Genomic DNA, 24,205 nt, shown 5'->3' on the forward strand with positions numbered 1-24,205 from the left:
TTCTGTGAGGGGAGGATCATGTCCTTTCGGTGTCCGCGCCTCTCTCTGCTCAGTGTTGCAACTCGTTGTTCAATCAATGAATTTCCCTTTTTTTTCCGGAAATTTATCGGCAAAACTTCTTTCCGATTGAGCGGTGCCGATCATCAACAGTTCGTCGGCCGCGGTGAAGAGCTCGGACGGATCGGGGTTGATGTGCAGGCTGCCCTCACGGAACACGGCAATGACACTGCAGCCGGTGGTCTCGCGGATACCGCTGGAAAGCAGGGTTTTGCCGACCAGCCCGGCGGGTACCCGACAACGGAAGATGTTCAGCCCCTCGGTGAGCATCAGCACCCGGTCCGGGGTGAGGATGTTGATGATGGTGTTGGCGGCCATGGAGGAGTGGGACATCACCAAGTCGGCTCCGGCCGCATGGAGCACGCTGATGTTCCGGTCCAGAGTGGCCCGGCTGATGATCTGGATATCCGGACGCAGGCGGCGGCAGTAGATGGTGAGATAGATATTGACGTCGTCGTTGTGGGTGGTGATGAACACCGAGGGGGCCTCGTTGATACCCGCCTTGATCAGCGTTTGATGGTCGGCGGCGCTGCCGATGACGCAGTTTTCCCGGTCCTTGCTGAGTCTCGGGTTCTTTTCCACGATCCGGTAGGCCATGCCCTGTTCCTTGAGGGTGCTGACCGCGGCCCTGCCCACCCGGCCGCCGCCGAGAATGAGGGCCGGTGCCGAATCCACTGCATCGGTCTCGCCAACGTAGGTACTGTAGGCGGCCAATTGTTCCTCGGACCCGGCCAGGACGAGTACGGTGCTCGATTCAATCACCGTTTCCGGTCGCGGCAGGCTGAAATGGCCCCGGTTCCACAGGCCGACGATGTTGATGCCCGTGGACGGGCGCAGACCGGTTTCCCGAATGGCTTGTCCCACCAGCGGCGTACGCATGGCCGGGGCCTCGGCGATGACCAGATTTTCAAACCGGCCGATAATGTTGGACCGGGTGCGGGCGCCGAGGGTCCGCCGCGCCAGCGACTGGCCCAGCATGTTCATGAACTGAAATACATGGCTGCATCCGGCCAGGCTGAGGATATCCACCGAATCCTCCATGTCGGCGTTGGCCACGATAGGCACATGGGGCGCGATTTCCCGTACCGTGTAGACGATGCTGGTGTTCTTCATGTCGTCATTCAGGGCCACCACCAGGGCCGCCTGCTCGACCTGGGCCCGGCGGTAGGTTTCCGAGTCATCCAGCTCCCCGACCAGCACCCTGTAGCCCTGGTCGACGAGGTCCAGGGCCTGCTGGACCTCCGGTTCAAGAATCACATAGGCATGGCCGTACTGTTTGAGCCGCTCGATCAGGGCGATGGCGATCGGATCGTAACAGGTGATGATCACATGGTTGTCGACCTCGGGCGGCAGGAACCTCGGCACCCGTGACTTGTTCTGCGCCTCCAGCCAGGGGGCGTAAAAAAACTGGATGAAGGTAAAGGGCAGCATGACCAGCAAGAAAATGATCCCGGACAGCAGCACCACGATGGAAAATAACCGGCCCAGGTCGCTGTTGAAGGTGATGTCGCCAAATCCCAGGGTCGACATCACGGTCAAGGTCCAATAGAAGCCGGTGATGATCGAAAAATCGCGGCCCTCATGGGCCATGATCACATGGAAGAGGTAGCTGTACACCACCACCAGAACAAAGAGGAACAGGGTGAACTCGGTCAGCGAACGGATGTTGCGCCGTGCCCGCCGATCCTGGAGGAGGAAGAGCAACTGGGAAGGAATGAATTTCATGATCGCTCCGCTTCGATCGGTGATGGATGGCCGGGAAGCGTTGCGGCCGCTCTGCCGGCGGGGAGGGAGCTCCCGACGTTCCGTACCTACCGCAGAAACAGGTCGTTGTCCAGGACCAGGGCGCTCAGCGTGACCATGCCGATAATCTGCCCGTTCTCCTCGACCGGCGCTCGCCGCATGCCCACCCGGTGCAGAAGGCGGGCAATGTATCGGATGTCCATGTCCGCCGGCACGGTCATCACCGGTTTGGTCATGATCTCGTAAACATTGACCTCCTCGGCGCGCTTGCCCGGAATGAGCACTCCGTTGATAATATCCTGCACCGAGACAATACCCCAGGCATCGTCGGCATGCCGTTTGTTGACCAACAGGCTGTGCACCCGTTCCGCGCGCATGGTGGCCGCGGCTTCCCGGACGGTGGCCATGCCGTCGATGGTGATCAGCCGGGTGCTCATCACCTCCCTGACGCGGATGATGCTGTTTGTTTGTGTTTTCATACCGGTTCCATGGGTTGAGGGAAAACAAGAAGGCGACGCCACGGGGCAATCGCCCGGGAGCTAGAAATATTGTTCGCGGACTTCCTGCTTGAATCGCTCCAACTGGCTCTCCAGGCCGACCACCGATTCCACGGGCAGGACAAAGGCAATGCCGGTTCCCGGCTGGTCGAATTTGCCGGCCGCGGAAATGGCGGCCAGCACCTGGCGAACGATGTGCTCCTCGAGCAGCAGCATGACGATATCGGTCGGCGCCTCCAGGGAGAGGCCGAAAAAGGTCTTGGCTTCGCGCATGCCGGTGCCGCGCGCCGGAATGATGGTGGCGCCGGTCGCCCCGGCAGCCTTGGCCGCCTCGACTACGGTGTCGGTGATATCGGTCTTGACCGAGGCGAGAATCACTTTAAATTTCATGAGGTTGCTCCCTGTTGTTTTTTCTGGGCCCTGGTCAATGACCATCGGGCGTATTGCCCATACCCCAGGACTGTAATGATCGGAAAGAGACTGGCAAAGGCGATCAGGCCGAAGCCGTCGATCGCTGGATTGCGCCCGGGAACGGCGGTGGCCAGGCCGAGGCCCAAGGCAGCGACAATGGGTACGGTCACGGTCGAGGTGGTGACTCCGCCGGAATCGTAGGCAATGGCCATGATCGCTTTCGGGGCAAAGCAGGTCTGGATCATGACAATGACATACCCCGCCAGGATGTAGAGATGCAACGGTGTACCGGTGACGATCCGGAAGGTTCCCAGGCTGATGCCGAGGGCCACGCCGAGGGCCACGGTCACCCGCAATCCCCAGGGGTTGATGCTGCCGCCAGACACATCGCGCGCTTTGAAGGCGATGGCGATCAGCGAAGGTTCGGCAATGGTGGTGGAAAAACCGATCAGGGCGGCAAAACAATACATCCAACCGTAATTGGTCCAATCGGTAAGATTGACCGCTTCCGCCCCTCGCTGGAGAAAGCCAGGAGCCGCCAATTGGCCGGCCATGATCTTGCCCAGGGGGAACAGCGCCTTCTCCAGGCCAAGGAGAAAGAGGGTGAGGCCAATGATCACGTAGGCCGTGCCGACAAGGATGGAGGTGAGGTTGGGGATGCGCTGTTTGAGCACCAGTAGTTGAAAAAAACCGAACAGTAGGACGATAGGCAGGATGTCGCGGCAGGTGAGAAGAAAGTCTTTGCCAAAAGCAATAATCCAGGGCATGCGTTCCTCCCTTGGTTAAAAAACGATCAAGCCGTATCCCATGACGAAAAGCATGGGTAGGAGCGAGGCAAAGGCAATCATGCCGAATCCGTCGGTGAGCGGATTGCGGCCCCGGATGATGGTGGCCAGGCCGACGCCCAGCGCGGTAACCAGGGGGACGGTGATGGTCGAGGTGGTCACGCCGCCCGCATCGTAGGCAATGCCGATGATTTCCTTGGGCGCGAACAGCGTCATCAGCATGACCAGACAGTAGCCGCCGATGATCAGGTAATGGAGCGGCCAATTGCGCAGGATGCGCAGAACCCCGAGGAGAATGGAGAACCCCACGGAAAAGGCGACGGTGAGACGCAGCCCCAGGCTGTAGGCTTTCCTCGAATTGACGCTGTTTTCAATCAGCCCGCCTTCCATGGCGATATCCGCGGCCTCGGCGGAGACGGCGATCAGCGCGGGTTCGGCCACGGTGGTCGAAAAACCAAGGGCAAAGCTGAAGATCAGCAGCCATGGCAGGCTGCCCTTGCGGCTCAGGGCAAAGGCCATGTTCTCGCCGATGGGAAAGAGTGCCCGTTCCAGTCCCTCGATGAACATGCTCAAGCCGACCACGACCAACATCGCACCGATCACAATCTCGTCAAAGTCGGGCAGAGGTTGGCGGACGATGAACAACTGGAAAAAGGCGATGACCGCGACGATGGGCGCCAGATCGACACAAGCGGACCAGTTTTTCTTCGCGACATAGTGCAGGTGTCTGACAAACGGATGATGAAAGCCTGGCATTCATGTGCTCCGTTGCGAGTGTCCGCCTGAAAAAGGCCGGCAGGGCGCAGGCGATGGGGAAACTTATAATTTATGCTATCATAAATTCGATTGTTTCTCCACCGTTGAAACAGTGGCCGGGGGTGCAACACCGACTGTGCAACAAAAAAAAGCCGGGTCATTGACCCGGCTTTTTTTTGTTCATGGATGGGGCTGTTCTTACAGTTTGCTGAGAATGTTCTGGGTTTCGGCGATTTCCTCGGCGGTCACGCTTTGCCGGATCTGTTCCATTCGTTTCATGGTTTCGGCAAAACGGATGCCCTCGGCGGCGCTGATCCACTCCAGTTGCAACCGTTCCGGACGGATGCCGATCTTTTCCATCTTCTTGTGGATGCGGGCCACCCGCTTCTCGGTCCAGTGGTTGGCGTCGATGTAATGGCAGTCGCCGATATGGCAGCCGCTGACCAGCACCACCGGCGCACCTTTGCGGAAGCCTTCCCAGATGAACTTCTCATCCACCCGGCCCGAACACATCACCCGTACCAGGTGCACGTTGGCCGGATACTGCAACCGCGAGACACCGGCATAATCGGCGCCGGCATACGAGCACCAGTTGCAGGCAAAGGCGAGGATCTTCGACTCCGGCGCCGTATCGAGCATGGTGTCCACCTGACCAAGAATCTGGGTGTCGGTGAAGTGGTTCATGCTGATAGCGTCGAACCGGCATTCGGCCGAGCAGGTGCCGCAGCCGGCGCAGGCCGCCGAATTGACCACCGCCGGCTTCTTGTTCTTCACATCCACGGTGATCGCGCCATACGGACAGACCTCGGCGCACTTGCCGCAGGCCTTACACTTTTCGGCGATGATCGTCGAGGTGATTGGCTCGGTGGTGATCTCCCCTCTATGCATCACCCGAATCGCCCGCATGGCCGCAGCCGAGGCCTGGGTGACGCTGTCCTTAATGTCCTTGGGGCCCTCAGCGCAGCCGGCAAAGAAGATGCCACGGGTGGCGGCATCCACCGGCTGCAATTTGGGATGGGCTTCAAGGTAGAAACCGTCCGAGGTCAGCTGCAACCCCATGATCTCCTGCAAGCGCTGGGTCGAGGGCGCGGGTTTTATTCCCTGGGCCAGCACCAGCATGTCGAGGTCGTGAAATTCGAGTTTGCTAGTGGCAGCATTTTCCACCGCCACCCGCAGGCTGCCGTTATCAAGCTCCTCGACAGAGCCGGGCAGGCCGCGGATGTACTGGGCACCCATGCGGCGACTGCGGGTATAGAGATCTTCAAACCCCTTGCCAAAGGCCCGGATGTCAATATAGAACACCTTGACCTCGACATCGGGATAATGCTCCTTGATGATGAAGGTCGATTTGATGGTGTTCATGCAGCAGATGTTGGAGCAGTAGTGGCCGCCCTTCTTGGCCGAGCGCGAGCCCACACACTGGATGAACCCAACCGATTTCGGGTGGTTTCTGTCCGAAGGCCGCACCAGGGACCCTTTGGTCGGACCGCTGGCGTTGACCAACCGCTCGAATTCCAGGCTGGTCAGCACGTTGTCAAACCGGGTGTAACCGTACTCGTCCATTTCGGTCGGGTCGTAGGGCTGCAGGCCGGTGGCGACGATGATCGTGCCCACCTCCTCGATGATCTCCTCGTCCGACATGTGGAAATTGATGCAGCCCTTGGCGCAGACCTCGACGCATTTGGAGCACACCGCCGGGTTGTGGCCCAGGCACTCCTTGGCGTTGATCAGGTACGAGGAGGGCACCGCCTGAGGAAAGGGCGAGTAAATGGCCTTGCGCGATCCCAGCCCCATGTTGAACTCATCGGGCCGCACCACCGGGCAGACCTTGGCGCACTCACCGCAGGCCGTGCAGCTCGTCTCATCAACATAACGCGCCTTCTTAATGATTTTTACTTTGAAGTTACCGACGTATCCTTTTACATCGACCACTTCGCTCAACGTCAACAGCTTTATCCGTGGATGTCGACCGACATCCGTCATCTTAGGACCTAAGATTCAAATGGAGCAGTCCATCGTCGGGAAAGTCTTGTCGATCTGGGCCATGATGCCGCCGATGGAGGGGCTCTTCTCCACCAGGGTAACGTCATAGCCGCTGTCAGCCAGGTCGAGCGCCGCCTGGATCCCGGCCACGCCGCCGCCGATGACCAGGGTCTTCGGGGTCAGGGGGAGGGTGTCCTCGTGCAGCGGCTCCAGGTGGCGTACCCGGCTGATGGCCATGTTGACCAGGGTCTCGGCCTTGAGGGTCGCCCCCTCCTTGTCGTTCATGTGCACCCAGGAGCATTGTTCGCGCAGGTTGGCCATATCGAGCATGTAGGGGTTGAGGCCCACCGCGTCGATCATCTTCTTGAAGGTCGCCTCATGGAGGCGCGGCGAGCAGGAGGCGATCACCACCCGGTCGAGGCCATTGTCGATGATGTCCTGCTTGATCTGCTGCTGCCCCGGCTCGGAACAGGCGTAGACGATATCCTTGGACACCACGACGCCGTCCTCGTTCTCCACGGTCTGGGCGACACGATGGCAGTCGACGGATTGGGCGATGTTGAGGCCGCAGTGGCAGACATAGACGCCGATGCGGGGTTCCTGGTCGCCGGCGGGTTTGGCAGAAGTAGGTTTTGACATGGTTGTTCTCCGAAAAAGCGTATGAGCTTGTTGGTCTATTCGTCTGTAGGATTTTGGTCGGGAGGGGTTCGTTGTTTGCCTCGCGGACCGGTCCCGCTACAGGTGATCGATCTTCTTATTCCCAGCGGATGGTCTGGGCGATAACGCTGGTCAAATCCATCAGTTCGATGCTGAGCTGTTCGCGGCGGAAGGGGTCTTCCATGGCGCATTTGAGATGGATCTGGCATTTGGGGCAGGCGGTGACCACCAGGTCGCTGCCGGTGGCGTGCGCCTGCTGAAGCCGTTTGACCTGCATGGCCTTGCTGTAGCTGTCGCAGCCGGTCCAGGCACAGTTGCCGCAGCAGATCGAGGCACCGCCGGATTCCTTCATTTCCACGAATTGTTTGGGTTTGAGCCGTTTGAGCAGTTTGCGCGGCAAATCGACCCTCCCCTCCAGGCGGCCCAGGCGGCAGGAATCCTGGAAGGTGATCGCATGGTCAAACGGTTCGAAGCCGACGGCTCCCTTGTCAATCTGTTCTTCAAGGAAATCATAGAGATGGACCACCTTGAATTTTGGTTCCAGCCCCTGCTCGGCATAGGTGGTGCGCAGGGTCATGAAACACTCGGGACAGGTGGTGATCACCGTCTCGATGCCCAGTTGATTGAGCTGGTCGACATTGAGCCGGGCCAGCCGTAGAAAGTTTTCCCGGTCGCCGGACCAGAGCAGGTCGTGGCCGCAGCAGCGCTCGTCGCTCAGCAGGCGGGGGGCGACGTCGAAAAAGTTCAGCAACCGCAGGCTGTCGATCAGAATCCGGTTGGTTTCCACTTCCATGCGCTTGCCGAAAAAAACATCGTAATAGGGAGCGCAACCGCCGAAAAACAGGGTGGTACTGTGCGGATCGACGCGAATGTCCTCGGGCAGCTCGGTCCATCGCTTGGGAGTGATCGAGGGCGAGCTCATGGAGCGCATCAACGAATGGAAAAAGCCGCCGTGCACCTCCTGGCCAGGGAGTTCGGTTTGCCGGTAAAGGTGGCGCAATTCCTTGATGAAGGCTGGAAAGTTGACCGCCGAGGGGCAGCGCTCATAGCAGAGACCGCAGGTCAGGCAGGACCAGGCGTTTTCGCGCACGCCGGGCGCGTGGATGCCGCCGGTGATCACCGCCGAGGCAATGGCACGCGGCGAGAAGGATTTGCCGATCAGAGCCAGGGGGCAGGCCGAGGTGCATTTGCCGCAATCCTGGCAGGCGTGGATATCGTAGGTAGCGACCAGCTGCTGCAGTTCCTGCTTGCAGGCGGCCACATCCGGGACCGGAACCACCGGCACGGGATCGATGCCGGCCGGCCCAAGGGCGCGAATATCGGAGCTGAACTCCTGGAGAAAGGCGAGCAGCTGCTCCGACTCTTCCGGGAGAAAGGCGGCGAAGCGCAACCGGTCACCGCCCAGGCCCATGATATCGAGCACCTTCTGCACGTCCTGGGTGTTGCGCTGGGAGGTGGCGGTGCCGCTGCCGTAGCGGCAGGTGCCTGGTTCGCAACCCACCAGGGCGACGCCGTCTGCGCCCTTGGCAAAAGCCTTGAGCATCATTGCCCGGTCGATGCGGCCGGTGCATGGAGTGCGAACCATGCGGATCTCGTCGGGAATGGGCCGGCGCTGATCCTGCAGGGTGAGGAAGGCGGCATGGGCCCCCCAGTTACAGAGAAAAAGAAGGATATTCAACTTGTTGTGACTGGCTTGATTATTCATGGACGCTGTCCTTGGAGAGCAACTCCTCAAGGGCCTGTTCGAGAAAGGCCCGATTGCGGTAGGGACTGTCGGCGGCGCCGGTGGGGCAGACCGAGAGGCAGTTGCCGCAGCCCTTGCACAGGGCTTCATCGATGTGGGCGTGCCAGCCCCCCACGGTGTTGGCTTGCAGGGTCACCGCGTGATAGAGACAGACATTGGCGCAACGGCCGCAGCCGCGGCACAGCTGGTCGTCGATGGCCGCGGTGAATCCCTTGGACTGGCGGGGGCCACGCGGCATGGCCGCCGCCACCATCACCGCCGCCGCCGTTCCCTTTTTTAGCTTGGAAACGTTGATGTCCGGCGGTTCGGCCAAATACAGGCCGGGCACCGAGGTGGCGCAGGGATAGGCAAAGGGGATGCCGGTGATCCCGCGCTCCTGCATCAGCGGCTCGACCGGGGCGCTCGGCAGTCCTTCCTGGTGACTGTAGGCGATGCGCCGCCGGGCCTTTTCCCCGAGGATGACCGTGCCGGCCCGCAGGATCTGACTGTGGCCGTCGGATTCGATCAATATCTGAAAGTCACCCAAGGTGCCGCTGATGCCCTTGACGTTCCAGTCCGGGAAGTTGTGGATATTGGCATGATCAACCAGATCGGTGAGCGGCTGCTCGGCGGTCCCGAAACGGAAGACCTCGTGATCGCTGTCCGCCAGCGTCAGGGCGCTGGTGATGGTCGCCTGGGAGTTGCCGATGACCGCGGCGGCAAAGTTGTAGTTGCGGTCCACCGTCGGCAGCGGCTTGAGGGTCAGGGTCCGCTTGATCGAGCGTTGCAGCAATCCCTTGAACCGGTCCAGGGCCAATGCTGGATTGGATTCGACCAGCCGGAGAATCTCGCCGCGCAGGTTGCAGGTCTCGACCATGGAACGGCTGATGCCGGTACCGTGGAACAGGTTGTTTTTCAACCGGCTGCGTTGATCGGTACAGGCGCTGCACACAAAATTGAGCGGGCAGCAGACGCAGGAGGCGAGCACCAGGCGGGTGATCCCCTTTTCCCGCACCGCATGGATGATGGCCTGGGAGCCTTCCTCCACGCAGGCCGAGGCGAGCATCTCGGTGTGGACGATGTCCGGGTCGGTGGCGGCCAGTTGTTCGAGGTAGTCGTTCATGCCTTCCAGCCAGCCCAGGCTGTCGTTGCAGCGGCAGACAAAAACACCGATGCGGATCTCCGGCGACAGGCCGGAGTCTGGCACCGAGACCGTGCGGCCGTGTCCCTTGGTCTTGTTGGAGGCGCCGCCCAGCAGCAGCATGGCACGGGCGGCGGCGTCAAAACCCCGCACGATCATGTCGTTGACATTGGGCCGCGCCGCCTTGGGCCCATAGGCGCGGATGATGTCGTCGCCCTTGATGTTGGGGGCGATGTTCGGATCGGCGACGATCACCGCGCCGCACTGTTCGACGACCTCGTCTTTTTCCTGGAAATGGTCGATGGCCTTGAGCGCGCCGCAGGCGGCGACGCACTGCAGGCATTCCGAGCACACGCCGCATTGCAGGCAACGGCTGGCCTCGGCCGCCATCTGGGATTGGGTGAAGCCCGTGGCCACTTCCTGAAAACTGTGCATTCGCGTGGCTGCCTGGAGTTCGGGCACACGGGTGCGCGGTTGCTTGGGCAGATCCTCGGGAATACAACGGAAATCCTTGGCGTTCGGCCGGGACACCGCACTCTCCTCGCGGATGCCGCTGAGGTCCGCGTGGATGGCACGCGCCGCCTTGCGCCCGGTGGCCATGGCCTTGACCACCGAGGAAGGACCGGAAACCGTGTCGCCGGCGGCGTAGACCCGGGCCATGGTGGTGTGCAACTCCTGATCGGTTTCGATGAAACCGCGTTCGCTGACCGCGATCCGGCCGCCGAAGCTCTTGGCGGTATAGCCGCCCACCTGGCCGATGGCCACGAAGGCGCGGTCAAAGGCACGTTGAACAGGTTGCTGCCCCTCGGCCACCACCGGCCAGGCGATGCCGCGGCTGTCCGGTTTACCCGGTTGGGTGCGCATGCATTCCAGGTGACTGAAGCGGCCGTTTTCGCCCCGGAAGGCGACCACCTGGGTGGCGTCGATGATCGTCACCCCCTCCTCGACCGCCTCGCGGACCTCGTCCGGATCGGCCGGGATGTGTTCGGCATCGAACCAGGAAACGATGCTCACCTGGGCGCCCATGCGGGCCAGGGTACGGGCCAGGTCAAAGGCCGAGTTGCCGTCGCCGATCACCGCCACCTTTTCCGGTAGACTGGTCAGTGCCTCCCATTCCTTGCGCGCCAGGAACGCCAGGCATCCTTCCACTCCCGGCAGATCCTCGCCCTCGACACCCATCCGCCGGTCCTGCCAGGTGCCGGTGGAGAGGATCAGGGCATCGTGTTCCCGGGACAGACGATCAAGGTCGGCGGCCAGATCAATGGGGTGATTGGCGACAAAGTTGACTCCCATCTGTTCGATCAGGTGGATCTCGCGGTCGAGAATGGCACGCGGCAGACGATGGGCGCCGATGCCGTAGCGGAGCAGTCCGCCGACCTCGGGCTCCTTTTCAAAGACCGTGACCCCGTAGCCCTTGCGCGCCAGGTCGGCCGCGGCGGCGATCCCCGCCGGACCGGAACCGATCACCGCGATGTTCTCGGGCCGTTTCGCCACGGTTTGCTCCGCCGTGATCTGAGCGGCGGCCTCGGTGCTTTCGTAGTCGGCGAGAAAACGCTTGATCGCCCGAATCGACACCGGATCGTCGACTCCGCCGCGACGACAGGCTTCCTCGCAGGGATGGGTGCAGACCCGGCCGCAAATGCCGGGCAGGACATTGTCCCGGCGGATCAGGGCCAGGGCCTCGGCATATCTGCCTTGGGCGGCCAGGGCGATGTAGCCTTGGGCATTGACCCCCAGCGGACAGTTTTCCTGGCAGAGCGGCTGGCGACGCTTGTCGATCCAAGGTCGGCCAGGCAGGCTGGTGCGGGCGTTGTAGCGCAATGCCCGGCCGCCATCCGGATGGTTCACGGGGCAGGCGGCCACGCATTTGCCGCACAGGGTGCAGCGGTCGGTGTCGATAAAGGTCTGCTCCTGATCGATGCGGACACTGAATCCCTGAGAGGTGTGTTTGATAGAGCTAATTCGTGCCGGCAGCAGGGTGCGGATCGAGGTGTTGCGGATGATTCGGATCAGGCCCGGTCGATGGGCAAAATTGAAGGTCAAGCCGGAGGGCAGGCGGTATTCTTCGGCCGCCAGTTTGCGGTCCAGGTCGGGATCGCCATCGATCAGGGTTACTGGAATACCCAGTTCACCCAGCTTGTTGGTGGCGGCGATGCCCTCCGGGGTGGCGCCGGCGACGATCACCCGATACAATCGTTCTTTCTGTCGTTTCATTGCGCCTTGGCTCCTGTCTGGCCGGCGGCCCGTTTTTCCCGACCCTTGAGGGTGGACAGACCGTAATCAAATCCCTTGGTGAAGGCCTCGATGTTGCGTTCCTCGGTGCCCTTGGGCACTGACTGGCGGATGGTGGCCTGGGCGGCCTCGCTGGAAACCGCCTTGGTGATGGCGGTACAGAAACCGAGCATGATGATGTTGGCCATCATCTTGTTGCCCAGATTCTCGGCCATGCGGGTGGCCGCGATGGCGAAATGGTCGCAGGGCGCGTTTTCCGGGTTGACCAGGTCTTGGTCGACCAGGAGTACCGACTCGGGCACCAGGGCTGGCGCGAATTTGTCGTAGCCGGCCTGGGACATGGCCACCAGGATCTTGGGGGTGTTGACGTAGGGGTAATGGATCGGGACGTCGGAGATGATAACCTGGGCATTGCAGGCGCCGCCGCGCGATTCCGGGCCATAGGCCTGGACCAGGGTGGATTCCTTCTTGTCGCCGAGCGAGGCCGCCATGCCGAGGATCCGACCGGCCAGAATGATGCCCTGGCCGCCGAAACCGGTGACGATGATCTCGGTCTGGCTGGATGGTGCGTTTTTGCTCATGGTGTTTCCCGGAATGGAGAAGAGAAAAGGATCAATCGTCGTTGCATGGACGGCAGATTTGATTGTACCGATCGTCGCAGGTGGTGCGATCGATGTCGATGAACGTGCCGATCACCACCCCCTTGGCGAAATCGATGTCCGCCTGGGCCGGATCGGCACCGTTCTTGATGATCGTCCGATCCTGGTAGAGTTTGAGGGTATCGAGGGGCTTTTCCTTGTTGCGCCGGCCGTAATTGATGGGGCAGGGCGAGAGCACCTCGATGAAGGAAAATCCCTTGCGGCTGATGGCTTCGTTGATTGCCGTGGTTAGGTCCCGGGTCTGGAGAATGGTCCAGCGAGCCACATAGGAGGCGCCGGCGGCATAGGCCAGCAGCGGCAGGTTGAACGGCGCGTCCGGGTTGCCCAGCGGCGTGGTGGTCGATTTGGCCATGCTCGGCGTGGTGGCCGCCACCTGGCCGCCGGTCATGCCGTAGGTCAGGTTGTTGACGCAGATCACGGTCAGGTCCATGTTGCGCCGCGCCGCATGGATGAAGTGATTGCCGCCTATGGCGAACAGGTCGCCGTCACCGGAAAAGACGATCACCTTGAGCTCCGGGTTGGCCATCTTGATGCCGGTGGCAAAGGGAATGGCCCGGCCGTGGGTGGTGTGAAAGGAGTCGAGCTTGATGTACCCGGCTCCACGCGCCGAGCAGCCAATGCCCGAAACCATGGTGAACTTGTTGTAGGGGATGCCGGTGGCCTTGATGGCGCTCAGGCACGAAGAAAACACCGTGCCGATGCCGCAACCCGGACACCAGATATGGGGGATGCGGTCGGTGCGGATCAGGTCGTCCAGCGGATGTTCGGGCTGCTTGGCCAATTTTTTCGGATTGGTGGTCATAAGCTTAAAATTTCTCCTGAATGCACTCCAGCACCTTGTCCGGGTGAATGATTTTGCCGCCGGCACTGCCGACCAGATAGGCTTGGGCTTGGCCGCCGGCACAACGCTCGACCTCGTAGTGGACCTGACCGAGGTTGATTTCCACGGTGATGAAGCCCTTGACCCGGGCCGCGATCTCGCGGATCAGCTTTTCGGGAAAGGGCCAGACCGTGACCAACCGCAACAGTCCGGCCTTGTAGCCCATGGCCCGGGCCTGGTCGACCGCGCTCAGGCCGGTGCGCACCGAGATGCCGTAGCTGACGATGACGATGTCGGCATCCTCCATCCGGTAACTCTCGGTCTCGATGATGTCGTCGAGGTTATTGCGGATTTTGCCCTTGATCCGCGCCATCATCTCTTCCTGGGCCTCGACGGTCATCGAAGGGTAGCCGCGCTCGTCGTGGGTCAGGCCGGTCACGTGGATGTTGTAGCCGTCACCAATGGCTGGCATGGGGGCCACGCCGTTGGCTCCCGGTTCGTACAGCCTGAACCGGTCCTTGCGGCCGGTGGGTTTGGGCCGGTCGATCAGGCGGATCTTGCTGGCTTCGGGGATGACCACCTTCTCGCTCATGTGGCCGACAATTTCATCGGCCATGAGCAGCACCGGCACCCGGTATTTCTCGCTCAGGTTGAAGGCGCGGATGGTCTGGTAAAAACAATCCTGGGGCGAGGAGGGGGCCAGGGCAATCAGTTCGTAGTCGCCGTGCGAGCCCCAGCGGGCCTGCATCATGTCGCCTTGGCCGGTCTGGGTGGGCAGGCCGGTGGACGGGCCGGTGCGCTGCACATTGACGATCACGCAGGGGGTTTCGGTGCACACGGCCAGGCCCAGGTTCTCCATCATCAAGCTGAATCCGGGGCCCGAGGTGGCGGTCATTGACTTGACCCCGGTCCAGGCCGCGCCGAGAATCGAGGCGATGGCCGCGATCTCGTCTTCCATCTGGATAAAGGTGCCGCCGATGTCGGGCAGGCGTTCGGCCATGTGTTCGGCGATCTCGGTGGCCGGGGTGATCGGATAGGCGCCGAAGAATTTGCATCCGGCCGCGATGGCCCCCTCGGCGCAGGCCACGTCGCCGGTGATGTAATGTTCGCCGGTAAGCACGGCAGGTTTCATATCAGGTCTCTCGCGGAAAAATTATTTGGAAACGGCTGCTGGCTCGGTCTCCACCGAATAGATGGCGAACTCGGGGCAGATGATCTCACAGTAGTGGCAGTTGACGCATTCGCCGGGCTTGGTGACCACCGGCGGGTGGTACCCCTTGCGGTTGAACTTGTCGGAAAACTGGAGGATGTCCTTGGGGCAGAACTCGATGCAGTAGCCGCAGCCCTTGCATCGGTCGTCGATGATGTACACCGTGCCCCGGGTGACTTGGATGTCCTGGGCGTCAAGAGGTACTCGCCAAAATGCCATGTTGCCTGCCTGTGTGTGGTAAGGGTTGCCTTCGTGCCGTTGTCACGGCGGGAGAAAGGATTGCCGCGAAGGAAAAACAGGAGACTGGATGGCCTCCGCACTCCCAAGCCTGCAACTAAACTGGAAATAGATGTAGATGTCAAGGGCGGAAACGAAAGAGGCGGGGGAAAGTTGAGACACGGTCGGATTTTTGTCGACGGTGTCTCTGATTTTTCTCCTGTGCTCTGTTTTGGTGGCCATGGGCTTCCAGCGGACCGGCACGCGGCGAGGACGGGTATTGACCGTCCGTATCGCGACAGACGGGAAACAACCGGTTGTGGCCTGTCCGTTTGGCTGGGGTGTGCTCCTTGTGGGTGCCGAAGTTTTCACGGCGCATAAAAAGGACCGGGTTGTCTTGTTGCGGGTTGCTGTTTTTTTCAGACCTGGTATATTGACACGAAAATAAAATCTATCGTGTTTGTGTTGCCCACCCCCTCACCTTTCAAGGAGACGCCCATGCTGTTTCCCCTCTCCGGCATCACCGTCGATCCGTGGCTCCCGCCCCTCGTTGCCTTTGTCATTTCCTTTTTCACCTCCATGGGCGGCATTTCCGGGGCCTTTCTCCTCTTACCCTTCCAGCTGTCGGTGCTTGGCTACACCCACCCATCGGTCAGTTCCACCAACCAGTTGTACAATATCGTCGCCATCCCTTCGGGTGTATACCGCTACTGCAAGGAGGGGCGGATGGTCTGGCCCCTGGCTTGGGCGGTGGTGATCGGTACTCTGCCCGGGGTGCTGATCGGCGCCGTGGTGCGGGTGACCGGCTTGCGCGACCCACGACATTTCAAGCTGTTCGCCGCCGTGGTCATTCTCTATATCGCCCTCAAGATGATCAAGGATCTGCGCCGACGACCTGCCGAGGCGGCAGCCGCCTCCAAGGGCGGTCCATTGGCCGCCACCTACGGCAACCCAGGGACCACGGTGACCATTACCCATCGCAACCTGAAGCGGATCGGCTATACTTTTCAGGGAGAATCCTACGATGTGTCGGTCATGGGAATAGGCGTCCTCTGCTTCATCGTCGGTATCATCGGCGGCATCTACGGTATTGGCGGCGGCGCGATCATCGCTCCCTTTCTCGTTACCTTTTTCGGCCTGCCGGTCTACACCGTGGCCGGGGCGGCTCTGATGGGCACCTTCGTCACCTCGGTGGCCGGCGTGGTCTTCTACACGGCCATCGCGCCGCTTTATCCGCAGCTCTCGGTGGCCCCGGACTGGCTGCTCGGCATTCTCTTTGGCCTGGGCGGCATGGCCGGCATGTATCTGGGGGCCCGCTGCCAGAAATTCGTTCCCGCACGGGCGATCAAAGGGATGCTGGTGGTCATCATGCTGGGCACGGCCCTCAAGTACATCCTCGAATTCCTCAAATAACAACAGGCGGCTCTGGACCGATGTCCAAGGCCGCCTGCCTGTTTTCCGCTGCTCGATGCTGTTCAGGGTTGGGCGAACAGCTGGCCCACGGTCGCCGGAATGGCGCCCTTGGGAACCAGACCGTGATCCTTGCCCACGCTGTAGACTCCGAACCACTGTTCCGGATCGTCCGCATCCTGGCGCAGGGACTCCTCCGGTCCCTTGGCGCTCTTCCACCACTCGTCCTGCAGTTCAAAGAAAACCAGACCGCTGAAGCGCTCCTTGCCTGCGGCGGTGCGGATATCCCGCCAGACCGAAGTAAAGGTCGCGGGCACGTCCTCGATCTTGTGGCCGCCAAATCCCGGCACCCAGGGTTTGGGTTCGAAGGGGGAGGTCGACAGGCCCACCTGGGTGATGAGGATCGGCTGTTTCGATTCCCTGGCCAACTGTTCCAGATAGCCCTGGTAGGTTGTCCCGGTCACTGAACCGGGCGGGGAGGTGCGCACGCCGTTGGCATAGGTGTAGACGTTGAGGCAGATCAGATCCCCCATGTCCGGCACGAGGATGTCCTTGCGGCTGACCTCCAGGTCTGGTCGGTCGGCGATCGGACCGATGTGGGTCCAGCTGGTATGGCAGTAGAGATGGCGTTGGCCGTAGCGCGTCAGCTCATAGTCCATGGCCTCGTCCACCAGCTTGGCCATGGCCACCTCGGTGGGCGTGCGGTTGGTGACGTGCAGGTGTTTGCCTTTGTACTCGCGTACCTCGGGGTGGCGTTGATTGGTTGATTTGACGCACTTGGCCTGGAGTTCGTCGCCAATGGAAAACAGCACCAGCCGATCCGGGCGGCCCACCTTGTAGGTGTGATCGATCACCTCCTTGATGTCGTTGAGGGTCTTGGCCTGGAAGGCCGGGGCGAGGAAATCCTCCTCATAGGCCCAGATCCATACATCCTGGCCGTAGACCAGGTCGGTCTTGTCCAGGGCGGCGAAGAAATTGGGCGGCATCAGCCGGGGAAACACATGGAGATAATTGACATTCATCGCCTTGATCAGGGTCAGATGATCGTTGTAGCGGTTGTCGTTGCCGGGTTGGGCGCCGCGTACCGGCGTTTCGCCGGGAAGAAAGGGCGAGTAGCCCATGCCACGGAAAAAAATCGGGGTGTCCGGGGCGCGAGCGTCAACCAGTGTGTGCCCCCGGACCACGAAGCGGCTGGGCGTGGGGGTGGCCGGGTTGAGGGTCATGGTCCTGTCGGCTTGGGCGGCATGGCTTGCGGTGTACAGGGACAGGAACAGGGCGAGCAGGGGAATGGCAGCAAAAAGGCGGGGTGGTGTGTTCATGGGCATGGCAAGGAAAAGAGGGTTGTCGGGATGACCGGAGCTGGCCGAGCTGTCGGGGTTCGGCTACCGGCGTGATCGGTGTTTACTGTAAAGGAAGAGGCGGGGAAGATAAAGCACTTGTTGGCGTCGATCCGGGAACAGGAGGCAAAGTACCGTAATCGACGGCCGCTGCCGGATGGACCGGCATCCGGCCAGGGGCGGGGAGAGGCACAACCTTGTTTTGACATTCTTCTTTTCCGGTCCTATTGTGACCAGCAAGCATGCGGGCCGGTCGGCATCGGCCCGCGGACCCCCAACCGAAGGAGGACAAGATGCGATTTGTGATCATCGGCGGTGATGCCGCCGGCATGAGCGCGGCCAGTCGGGCCAGGCGCAACGACCCCGGCATGGAAATCATCGTGCTGGAGCAGGGGCGGGACGTGTCCTACAGCGCGTGCAACATTCCGTACAACATCGCCGATCCGCGTCGGGAAATGGAGGATCTGGTGGTCCGCAGCGCGCGCGCCTTCCGCGAAAAGCAGGGCATTGACCTGCGGACCGGCCATCGGGTGGAGCACATCGATCGGGCCGGCAAGACGGTTGCCGGCCGGACCGCCGGGGGGGAGCCGTTCACGGTCGCCTATGATCGGCTGCTGATCGCCACCGGCGCCGATCCGATCAAGCCGCCGATCGAGGGCATGGACCTGTCCGGCGTGTTCGTGGTCAAGAATTTGGAGCATGGCCGGCGGATCAAGACCTTTCTCCGCGACCGGCAGGCGAAACGGGCGGTGATCGTCGGCATGGGCTACATCGCCCTGGAAATGGCCGAGGCCCTGAGCGAACGAGGATTGGCGGTGGATCTGATCAAACCGAGGGCCGGTCTGCTGCCCTGGCTCGATCCCGCCTTGTCCCAACCGGTGCGGGAACTGCTGGTCGCTCGGGGCGTGGGGGTGCATGACGGCTACCCGATCGAGCGCATCATTGCCGAGGGTGAACAGCTGCGGGTGATAGCCGGGGAACTGCGGCTGGAGGCCGATGTGGTGATCGCGGCCATCGGCGTGACCCCCAACGCGTCCCTGGCCCGTGAAGCCGGACTTGACGTGAGTGTCGGAGGCTCGATCGCGGTGGACCGGGGGCTACGCACCTCTGATTCGGCCATCTATGCCGCCGGCGACTGCGCCGACAGCTACCACATCGTTACCGGTGAGAAAACCTGGATTCCGCTGGCCCTGCGCGCCAATCGGGCCGGCTGGGCCGTGGCCGACAATGTCTGCGGCCAGCAGGTGGAGTTGCCGGGCGTGGCCGGCACCGCGGTGTTCAAGGTCTTTGCCATGCAGGTGGCGCGCACGGGCCTCAACGAGGCCGAGGCGAGGGGGGCCGGGTTTGATCCGGTCCGGGTGCAGATCAGGTCCAAATCCCGGGCCGGCATCTATCCCGGGGCCCAGCCGGTGTATGTGTCCATGGTTGGCGACCGGGCTAGCGGCCGTCTGCTCGGCGCGCAGATGACCGGCATTGATCAGGTGGCCCACCGGATCAATGCCGTGGCCGTGGCCCTGCTGGCCGGGATGGGGGTGGCCGAGTTCAGTCAGAGCGACCTCGCCTATGCCCCGCCTTTCGGCCCCACCTGGGACCCGCTGCTGACCGCAGCCAATCAGCTCGTCAAGCAGTTGAAGGGATGAGCCTGTTTCGTTTCGGAAGGGCTCGTCGGATTCAGAGGCAGCCGTCGACCGCCTCCGGGGGCAGGGTGCTCTTGACGTCGTAGATTACCGCCGCGGGTTTGCACAGGGCCCGCAGCTGTTCGGCGGAGAGGGTGGCGAATTCCCGGTGGGCCACGGCCAGGATCACCGCGTCGTAGCGGCCCTGGGACGGGGGGTCGATCATGGTGACCCCGTACAGGCGCCGGGCTTCGTCCTGATCCACCCAGGGATCGTGGACCTCGACCCTGGCACCGAAGGTTCCCAGTTCGTCAATGATGTCGATCACCCGGGTGTTGCGCAGGTCGGGGCAGTTCTCCTTGAAGGTCAGGCCAAGAACGAGGATGTGGGCGTCGGCTACGTGGATGCGGCGCTTGAGCATCAGCTTGACCGTTTCCGAGGCGATGTAGCGGCCCATGTCGTCGTTGAGCCGGCGGCCGGCCAGGATCATCTCCGGATGGTAGCCGACCTCCTGGGCCTTGTGGGTCAGATAGTAGGGATCGACGCCGATACAGTGACCGCCGACCAGGCCGGGGCGGAAGGGCAGGAAGTTCCACTTGGTGCCGGCCGCCTTGAGCACTTCATGGGTGTTGATGCCCAGACGGTTGAAAATCAGGGCCAGCTCGTTGATCAGGGCGATGTTGACGTCGCGCTGGGTGTTCTCGATCACCTTGGCCGCCTCGGCCACCCGGATGGAACTGGCCTTGAAGGTGCCGGCGGTGATCACCAGGCCGTAGAGGGCGTCGACAAAGTCGGCGATTTCCGGAGTCGAGCCGGAAGTGACCTTCATGATCGTCGGCAGCCGGTGCTCGTGGTCGCCGGGGTTGATCCGCTCCGGGCTGTAGCCGGCAAAAAAGTCGCGGTTGAACGCCAGGCCGCTGTCCCGTTCCAGGATCGGCACGCAGACTTCCTCGGTGGCCCCCGGATAGACGGTGGACTCGTAAATAACCACGTCGCCCTTGTTCAGCACCTTGGCCACGGTTTCCGAGGCCCGGATCAGGGGGGTGAAATCGGGCCGCTTGTTGGTGTCGATCGGGGTCGGTACGGCGACGATAAACACGTTGCAGGGCCGCAATTCCTCGATATCGCAGGTATAGTGCAGTTCCCCCGCCTGCCTGAGCTCTTCGCTGGAAACCTCGCGGGTGACATCGATGTGGCGCCGCAACTCATCGATTCGCTGCGCCTTGAGATCAAAGCCCACGGTCGGGACTTTCTTGCTGAATTCCACGGCCAGGGGCAGGCCGACATAACCAAGACCAATGATGCCGATACGGCTATTTTCCAGAACGGGCATGGGCATTTCCTTAGAGGGGGTGAAGAAGAGCGGGGCTAGCTGCTTGATTTGTTTCAAGGAGTATAGGCCGAACCGGGGTGTTCGCAAAGGCCTTTTTCGTTCTTCAGACACCGCGGGCGCGATCGGGCCAGAGCAGGGCGTGCAGTTGCAGCTGCAGGCGAACGTTGAGCCGGTGGTCGAGCAGCAGCTGGGCGAGCAGGGCCGGGTCCAGCAGAGGGCGCACCGGCGAGAACAGGACCGGCAGCAGCCGGTCGAGCCGTTCGCGCGTCACCACCTGCCGGGCCCAGTGGAAATCATCGACCGAGCTGAGCACGAACTTGATCTCGTCGCGGCACTGCCGCCGGGCCCGTTCCCGCAGCAGGTCGAGGTTGTCGGCCAGGTTGTGAGCCGCCATGCCCGAATCCGGGCATTTGATGTCCATGACGATCCCCACTTCCTCCGGCACGCCGCACAGCGGCAGGCTGCCATTGGTTTCCAGCAGGACCGTGAGGCCGGCGGCAAGCAGGTTCCGCATGAGCGGATAGACGCCGTTCTGGCGCAGCGGCTCGCCGCCGGTGACTTCCACCATGACGCCGGGATACTGCTCGGCCCAGGCGAGAATTTCGTCCACGGTCATGGTTTCGCCGGTTTCCTCCCAGGTGTAGCGGGCATCGCAATAGCTGCAACGGAGATTGCAGCCGGCCAGCCGCACGAACAGGCAGGGCAGACCGGCCCGGGTCGATTCGCCCTGGATGGAATAAAAGCGTTCGCAAACCAGCAGGGGCTCAGTCACCATAATAGATCACGCCGGTGGAATCCGTTTCCCGCACTTCGACGCTGTACAGGCGGTAGCGTTCGGTCGTGAGCCGCGGCCTGAGACTGTCGAACAGGAACATGGCGATGTGTTCGGAAGAAGGGTTGATCTCTCGGAAGGCCGGGTGCTCGTTCAGGTCGCGGTGGTCGAGTTCGTCAACCACGGCATTGACCGTTTGTTTCAGCTGCTTGAAGTCGATGCCCATGCCGAGCTGATCGAGCTGGGAGGCCCGGACCGTGACTTTGACCTTCCAGTTGTGGCCATGGGGATTCTCGCAGTTGCCCGGGTAGGCGCGGAGGTGGTGGCCCCCGGAAAAATGGGTCTTGATGAACACATCCATGGTGTACTCCTTGGATATTGAGGGAAAAAGCGAAGAGGACCAGAAAAAAACCGGCTTGCGCGGCATCCTGGTGAAATGGTAAACAGAATCGCTGATCTGTCCACCCCCCTTTGCCGCAGGCGGCGGAGTGTAGCAGGAAAGCGCCTGCTTGACCAGCCGGAAGGCGGGCTTGTGTCCATTTCCAGGGAGTTTCTCGTGCCGCGATCCCAGGCCTGCCCCAGCAGCAACGATACCCTCTTTGACGGCCGGCTGATCTGCCGTCAGAGCGTGGATGGTTACCGTTTTTCCGTGGACGCGGTGCTCGCCGCCCATTTTGCCGCGCCCCGGGCCGGGGAGCGGCTGCTCGATCTGGGGTGTGGCTGCGGGGTGATAGGCCTGATCCTCGCCCACCGTCATGCGCACATTGCGGTTGTCAGCCTGGAACTACAGGAGGAGCTCGCCGCCCTAACAGAAGAAAACAGCCGGCTCAACGGCTTTGGCGACCGGTTGCGGGTGGTCCGCGGCGACGTGCGCACCGTGGGGGAGGTCCTGCCGCCGGAAAGTGTTGATTGGGTGGTGTGCAATCCGCCTTATGGCAGGCCGGACAGCGGCCGCGTCAACCAGGATCGGCAGGCTGCCCGGGCACGGCATGAAGTGAGCGGCACCCTGGCGGATTTTGTCCGCGCCGCCGCCTTCTGCGTGCGCAATCGGGGGCGGGTGGTGTTTGTCTATCCAGCCCGGCGCTGCAACACCCTGTTGCAGGCCCTGCACACCCACCGGCTGACGCCCAAACGGCTGCAACCCGTCTATTCCTACCCTGGCACGGACAATGCCCGGCTGGTGTTGGTCGAGGCGATGAAGAACGGCGGCGAACAGATCGATATCCTGTCCCCTTTTTATCTCTACGAGCGGAAGAACGGCGAATATACGCCGGCCATGCTGGCCCTGTACCGGGAGGACCCATGCTGGCCAAGGTGATCAGCTGCGCGGTGGCCGGGGTCGACGGTCTGGCGGTGCGGGTGGAGGTCGATCTGGCCCAGGGACTGCCGTCGTTCTCCACCGTCGGCCTGGCCGAGGGGGCGGTGCGCGAGGCCAAGGACCGGGTGCGGGCGGCAATCAAGAACACGGGGTACGAGTTCCCGCAGCGGCGGATCACCGTTAATCTTGCGCCAGCCTCGGTCAAGAAGGAGGGCACGGGCTACGATCTGCCGATCGCCCTGGGCATTCTCGCCGCCGGCGGGTTGCTGCCCCCTGATCCGCTTGAACAAACCGCCATTGCCGGCGAACTGTCGCTCGACGGTTCGGTCCGGCCGGTGCCCGGCGTGCTGCCCATGGCCTTGGCCGCCCGCCAGGAGGGGATTCGCCGTTTTCTCGTGCCCGCGGCCAATGCGGCCGAGGCGGCCATTGTCCAGGGGTTGGCGGTTTACGCCATCGAGCGGTTGGACCAGGCGGTGGACTTTCTTGCCGGCCGGACCGCGCTTGCACCCCTGGCCATCGATCCGGCCGAACTCTTTGCCCGCCACGAGGGCTACGCGGTCGATTTCGCCGATGTCAAGGGCCAGGAATATGCCAAGCGGGCCATGGAAATCGCCGCGGCTGGCGGACATAACATCCTGCTGACCGGCATTCCCGGGACCGGCAAAACCATGATGGCCCGGCGGCTGCCGACCATCCTTCCCGATCTGACCCTGGAAGAGGCCATCGAGACCACCAAGATCTTTTCCACCGCCGGCCTGTTGCCGGAAAAGACGCCGCTGCTCACCACCCGGCCGTTCCGCGCGCCGCATCACACCGTGTCCGATGCCGGTCTGATCGGCGGCGGCCAGATTCCCCGCCCCGGCGAGGTTTCCCTGGCCCACAACGGGGTGCTTTTTCTCGACGAACTGCCGGAGTTCAAGAAACATGTGCTCGAGGTGCTGCGCCAGCCGCTGGAAGACGGCACGGTGACCATTGCCCGGGCCGCCACCAGCCTCAGCTTTCCGGCCCGGTTCACCCTGGTGGGGGCCATGAATCCCTGCCCGTGCGGTTATCTCGGCGACCGTATCCGGGCCTGCACCTGCACCCCGCTCCAGGTGCAGCGCTACCGCAGCCGGCTTTCCGGGCCATTGCTGGACCGGATCGACATGCACATCGAGGTGCCGGCGGTGCAGGTCAAGGAGCTCATCGACCAGCCGAGCGGCGAACCCTCACACGCCATCCGCGCGCGGGTCAACCGGGCGCGAACGCGCCAGCGCCGGCGTTTTGCCGGTGCGGCGCGGCTCTACTGCAACGCCCAGATGAGCGCCAAGGAGGTGAAGAAGTTCTGCCGTCTCGATGGGGCCTCGGCCGAGCTGCTCAACCGGTCGATCACCAGCCTGGGATTGTCCGCCCGGGCCTACCATCGCATCCTCAAGATCGCCCTCACCATTGCCGATCTGGCCGGCGTCGACACGCCGACCACGGCCCATATTGCCGAAGCTATCCAGTACCGCCGGGTCCAGTACGATTTGTGAAGTCGTGCAGGGCAG

Annotated in this window: 20 protein-coding genes; 4 read left to right on the plus strand and 16 right to left on the minus strand. The window is 62.2% G+C overall.

Annotation, left to right across the window (positions count from 1 at the left end):
- Window positions 1-69: 69 nt before the first annotated feature.
- The 12 genes from DESPR_RS06700 to DESPR_RS06760 form a co-directional block, all read right to left on the minus strand.
- The gene (locus tag DESPR_RS06700; RefSeq protein ID WP_015724050.1) at window positions 70-1,782 is read right to left on the minus strand and encodes a potassium channel family protein; all 1,713 of its coding nucleotides are present in this window, start codon (window positions 1,780-1,782) and stop codon (window positions 70-72) included.
- An 86-nt stretch (window positions 1,783-1,868) separates the two neighbouring features.
- Entirely contained in the window at window positions 1,869-2,279 is a 411-nt protein-coding gene (locus DESPR_RS06705; RefSeq protein WP_015724051.1) for a CBS domain-containing protein, read from the minus strand.
- 60 nt (window positions 2,280-2,339) lie between these two features.
- Entirely contained in the window at window positions 2,340-2,687 is a 348-nt protein-coding gene (locus DESPR_RS06710) for a P-II family nitrogen regulator (protein ID WP_015724052.1), read from the minus strand.
- Complete coding sequence (locus tag DESPR_RS06715; RefSeq protein WP_015724053.1) at window positions 2,684-3,475, minus strand: DUF1538 domain-containing protein; 792 nt, start codon at window positions 3,473-3,475, stop codon at window positions 2,684-2,686. Before DESPR_RS06715 ends, DESPR_RS06710 begins: the two co-directional genes overlap by 4 nt.
- Window positions 3,476-3,490: 15 nt before the next feature.
- A complete protein-coding gene (locus DESPR_RS06720; protein WP_015724054.1) occupies window positions 3,491-4,249 on the minus strand; it encodes a DUF1538 domain-containing protein in 759 nt (252 codons plus the stop codon).
- Window positions 4,250-4,447: 198 nt separating this feature from the next.
- Window positions 4,448-6,871 carry a CoB-CoM heterodisulfide reductase HdrA2 gene (gene hdrA2 / locus DESPR_RS06725; protein ID WP_015724055.1) on the minus strand — a complete coding sequence of 808 codons (2,424 nt, stop codon included), beginning with the start codon at window positions 6,869-6,871 and terminating at the stop codon, window positions 4,448-4,450.
- A gap of 115 nt (window positions 6,872-6,986) precedes the next feature.
- The gene (locus DESPR_RS06735) at window positions 6,987-8,594 is read right to left on the minus strand and encodes a hydrogenase iron-sulfur subunit (protein ID WP_015724056.1); all 1,608 of its coding nucleotides are present in this window, start codon (window positions 8,592-8,594) and stop codon (window positions 6,987-6,989) included.
- Window positions 8,587-11,967: an FAD-dependent oxidoreductase gene (locus DESPR_RS06740; protein ID WP_015724057.1), complete on the minus strand. Its 3,381-nt coding sequence runs from the start codon at window positions 11,965-11,967 to the stop codon at window positions 8,587-8,589. Before DESPR_RS06740 ends, DESPR_RS06735 begins: the two co-directional genes overlap by 8 nt.
- A complete protein-coding gene (locus DESPR_RS06745; RefSeq protein ID WP_015724058.1) occupies window positions 11,964-12,566 on the minus strand; it encodes a 2-oxoacid:acceptor oxidoreductase family protein in 603 nt (200 codons plus the stop codon). Before DESPR_RS06745 ends, DESPR_RS06740 begins: the two co-directional genes overlap by 4 nt.
- A 31-nt stretch (window positions 12,567-12,597) precedes the next feature.
- Entirely contained in the window at window positions 12,598-13,446 is an 849-nt protein-coding gene (locus DESPR_RS06750) for a 2-oxoacid:ferredoxin oxidoreductase subunit beta (RefSeq protein ID WP_015724059.1), read from the minus strand.
- Window positions 13,447-13,450: 4 nt separating this feature from the next.
- On the minus strand, window positions 13,451-14,596 hold the full coding sequence (locus DESPR_RS06755; RefSeq protein WP_015724060.1) for a 2-oxoacid:acceptor oxidoreductase subunit alpha: 1,146 nt from the start codon (window positions 14,594-14,596) through the stop codon (window positions 13,451-13,453).
- 21 nt (window positions 14,597-14,617) lie between these two features.
- Entirely contained in the window at window positions 14,618-14,893 is a 276-nt protein-coding gene (locus DESPR_RS06760; RefSeq protein ID WP_015724061.1) for a 4Fe-4S dicluster domain-containing protein, read from the minus strand.
- Between the two features lie 495 nt (window positions 14,894-15,388).
- On the opposite strand from DESPR_RS06760, the gene DESPR_RS06765 reads away from it, so the two are divergent.
- The gene (locus tag DESPR_RS06765; protein ID WP_015724062.1) at window positions 15,389-16,303 is read left to right on the plus strand and encodes a sulfite exporter TauE/SafE family protein; all 915 of its coding nucleotides are present in this window, start codon (window positions 15,389-15,391) and stop codon (window positions 16,301-16,303) included.
- A gap of 62 nt (window positions 16,304-16,365) precedes the next feature.
- Here DESPR_RS06765 and DESPR_RS06770 read toward each other — a convergent pair whose 3' ends face one another.
- Window positions 16,366-17,619, minus strand: coding sequence for a hypothetical protein (locus DESPR_RS06770; protein ID WP_015724063.1), 1,254 nt, complete (start codon window positions 17,617-17,619; stop codon window positions 16,366-16,368).
- Window positions 17,620-17,930: 311 nt separating this feature from the next.
- Between DESPR_RS06770 and DESPR_RS06775 the strand changes: the two genes are divergently transcribed.
- Entirely contained in the window at window positions 17,931-19,277 is a 1,347-nt protein-coding gene (locus tag DESPR_RS06775; protein ID WP_015724064.1) for an FAD-dependent oxidoreductase, read from the plus strand.
- Between the two features lie 31 nt (window positions 19,278-19,308).
- Here the strand turns inward: DESPR_RS06775 and tviB are convergent, their stop codons facing one another.
- The 3 genes from tviB to queD all read right to left on the minus strand — a co-directional run bounded on the left by tviB (window position 19,309) and on the right by queD (window position 21,719).
- A complete protein-coding gene (tviB, locus tag DESPR_RS06780; RefSeq protein ID WP_015724065.1) occupies window positions 19,309-20,586 on the minus strand; it encodes a Vi polysaccharide biosynthesis UDP-N-acetylglucosamine C-6 dehydrogenase TviB in 1,278 nt (425 codons plus the stop codon).
- A 103-nt stretch (window positions 20,587-20,689) separates the two neighbouring features.
- Window positions 20,690-21,361: a radical SAM protein gene (locus DESPR_RS06785; RefSeq protein WP_015724066.1), complete on the minus strand. Its 672-nt coding sequence runs from the start codon at window positions 21,359-21,361 to the stop codon at window positions 20,690-20,692.
- Window positions 21,351-21,719, minus strand: a complete 369-nt coding sequence (gene queD, locus DESPR_RS06790; protein WP_015724067.1) for a 6-carboxytetrahydropterin synthase QueD — start codon at window positions 21,717-21,719, stop codon at window positions 21,351-21,353. The genes DESPR_RS06785 and queD overlap by 11 nt, the downstream gene beginning before the upstream one ends.
- 195 nt (window positions 21,720-21,914) lie before the next feature.
- On the opposite strand from queD, the gene DESPR_RS06795 reads away from it, so the two are divergent.
- Both DESPR_RS06795 and DESPR_RS06800 read left to right on the plus strand, forming a co-directional pair.
- Window positions 21,915-22,676 carry a tRNA1(Val) (adenine(37)-N6)-methyltransferase gene (locus DESPR_RS06795; protein WP_169701552.1) on the plus strand — a complete coding sequence of 254 codons (762 nt, stop codon included), beginning with the start codon at window positions 21,915-21,917 and terminating at the stop codon, window positions 22,674-22,676.
- Window positions 22,661-24,190, plus strand: coding sequence for a YifB family Mg chelatase-like AAA ATPase (locus DESPR_RS06800; RefSeq protein WP_015724069.1), 1,530 nt, complete (start codon window positions 22,661-22,663; stop codon window positions 24,188-24,190). The genes DESPR_RS06795 and DESPR_RS06800 overlap by 16 nt, the downstream gene beginning before the upstream one ends.
- Window positions 24,191-24,205 lie beyond the last annotated feature (15 nt).

The organism is Desulfobulbus propionicus DSM 2032, assembly GCF_000186885.1.
In the GTDB taxonomy this organism is placed as follows: domain Bacteria; phylum Desulfobacterota; class Desulfobulbia; order Desulfobulbales; family Desulfobulbaceae; genus Desulfobulbus; species Desulfobulbus propionicus.

Bases quoted from the DNA above. Each gene is read 5' to 3' on its own strand.
- DESPR_RS06700 (WP_015724050.1), bottom strand. From the start codon at position 1,782: ATGAAATTCATTCCTTCCCAGTTGCTCTTCCTCCTCCAGGATCGGCGG.
- DESPR_RS06705 (WP_015724051.1), bottom strand. From the start codon at position 2,279: ATGAAAACACAAACAAACAGCATCATCCGCGTCAGGGAGGTGATGAGC.
- DESPR_RS06710 (WP_015724052.1), bottom strand. From the start codon at position 2,687: ATGAAATTTAAAGTGATTCTCGCCTCGGTCAAGACCGATATCACCGAC.
- DESPR_RS06715 (WP_015724053.1), bottom strand. From the start codon at position 3,475: ATGCCCTGGATTATTGCTTTTGGCAAAGACTTTCTTCTCACCTGCCGC.
- DESPR_RS06720 (WP_015724054.1), bottom strand. From the start codon at position 4,249: ATGCCAGGCTTTCATCATCCGTTTGTCAGACACCTGCACTATGTCGCG.
- DESPR_RS06735 (WP_015724056.1), bottom strand. From the start codon at position 8,594: ATGAATAATCAAGCCAGTCACAACAAGTTGAATATCCTTCTTTTTCTC.
- DESPR_RS06740 (WP_015724057.1), bottom strand. From the start codon at position 11,967: ATGAAACGACAGAAAGAACGATTGTATCGGGTGATCGTCGCCGGCGCC.
- DESPR_RS06745 (WP_015724058.1), bottom strand. From the start codon at position 12,566: ATGAGCAAAAACGCACCATCCAGCCAGACCGAGATCATCGTCACCGGT.
- DESPR_RS06750 (WP_015724059.1), bottom strand. From the start codon at position 13,446: ATGACCACCAATCCGAAAAAATTGGCCAAGCAGCCCGAACATCCGCTG.
- DESPR_RS06755 (WP_015724060.1), bottom strand. From the start codon at position 14,596: ATGAAACCTGCCGTGCTTACCGGCGAACATTACATCACCGGCGACGTG.
- DESPR_RS06760 (WP_015724061.1), bottom strand. From the start codon at position 14,893: ATGGCATTTTGGCGAGTACCTCTTGACGCCCAGGACATCCAAGTCACC.
- DESPR_RS06765 (WP_015724062.1), top strand. From the start codon at position 15,389: ATGCTGTTTCCCCTCTCCGGCATCACCGTCGATCCGTGGCTCCCGCCC.
- DESPR_RS06770 (WP_015724063.1), bottom strand. From the start codon at position 17,619: ATGAACACACCACCCCGCCTTTTTGCTGCCATTCCCCTGCTCGCCCTG.
- DESPR_RS06775 (WP_015724064.1), top strand. From the start codon at position 17,931: ATGCGATTTGTGATCATCGGCGGTGATGCCGCCGGCATGAGCGCGGCC.
- tviB (WP_015724065.1), bottom strand. From the start codon at position 20,586: ATGCCCGTTCTGGAAAATAGCCGTATCGGCATCATTGGTCTTGGTTAT.
- DESPR_RS06785 (WP_015724066.1), bottom strand. From the start codon at position 21,361: ATGGTGACTGAGCCCCTGCTGGTTTGCGAACGCTTTTATTCCATCCAG.
- queD (WP_015724067.1), bottom strand. From the start codon at position 21,719: ATGGATGTGTTCATCAAGACCCATTTTTCCGGGGGCCACCACCTCCGC.
- DESPR_RS06800 (WP_015724069.1), top strand. From the start codon at position 22,661: ATGCTGGCCAAGGTGATCAGCTGCGCGGTGGCCGGGGTCGACGGTCTG.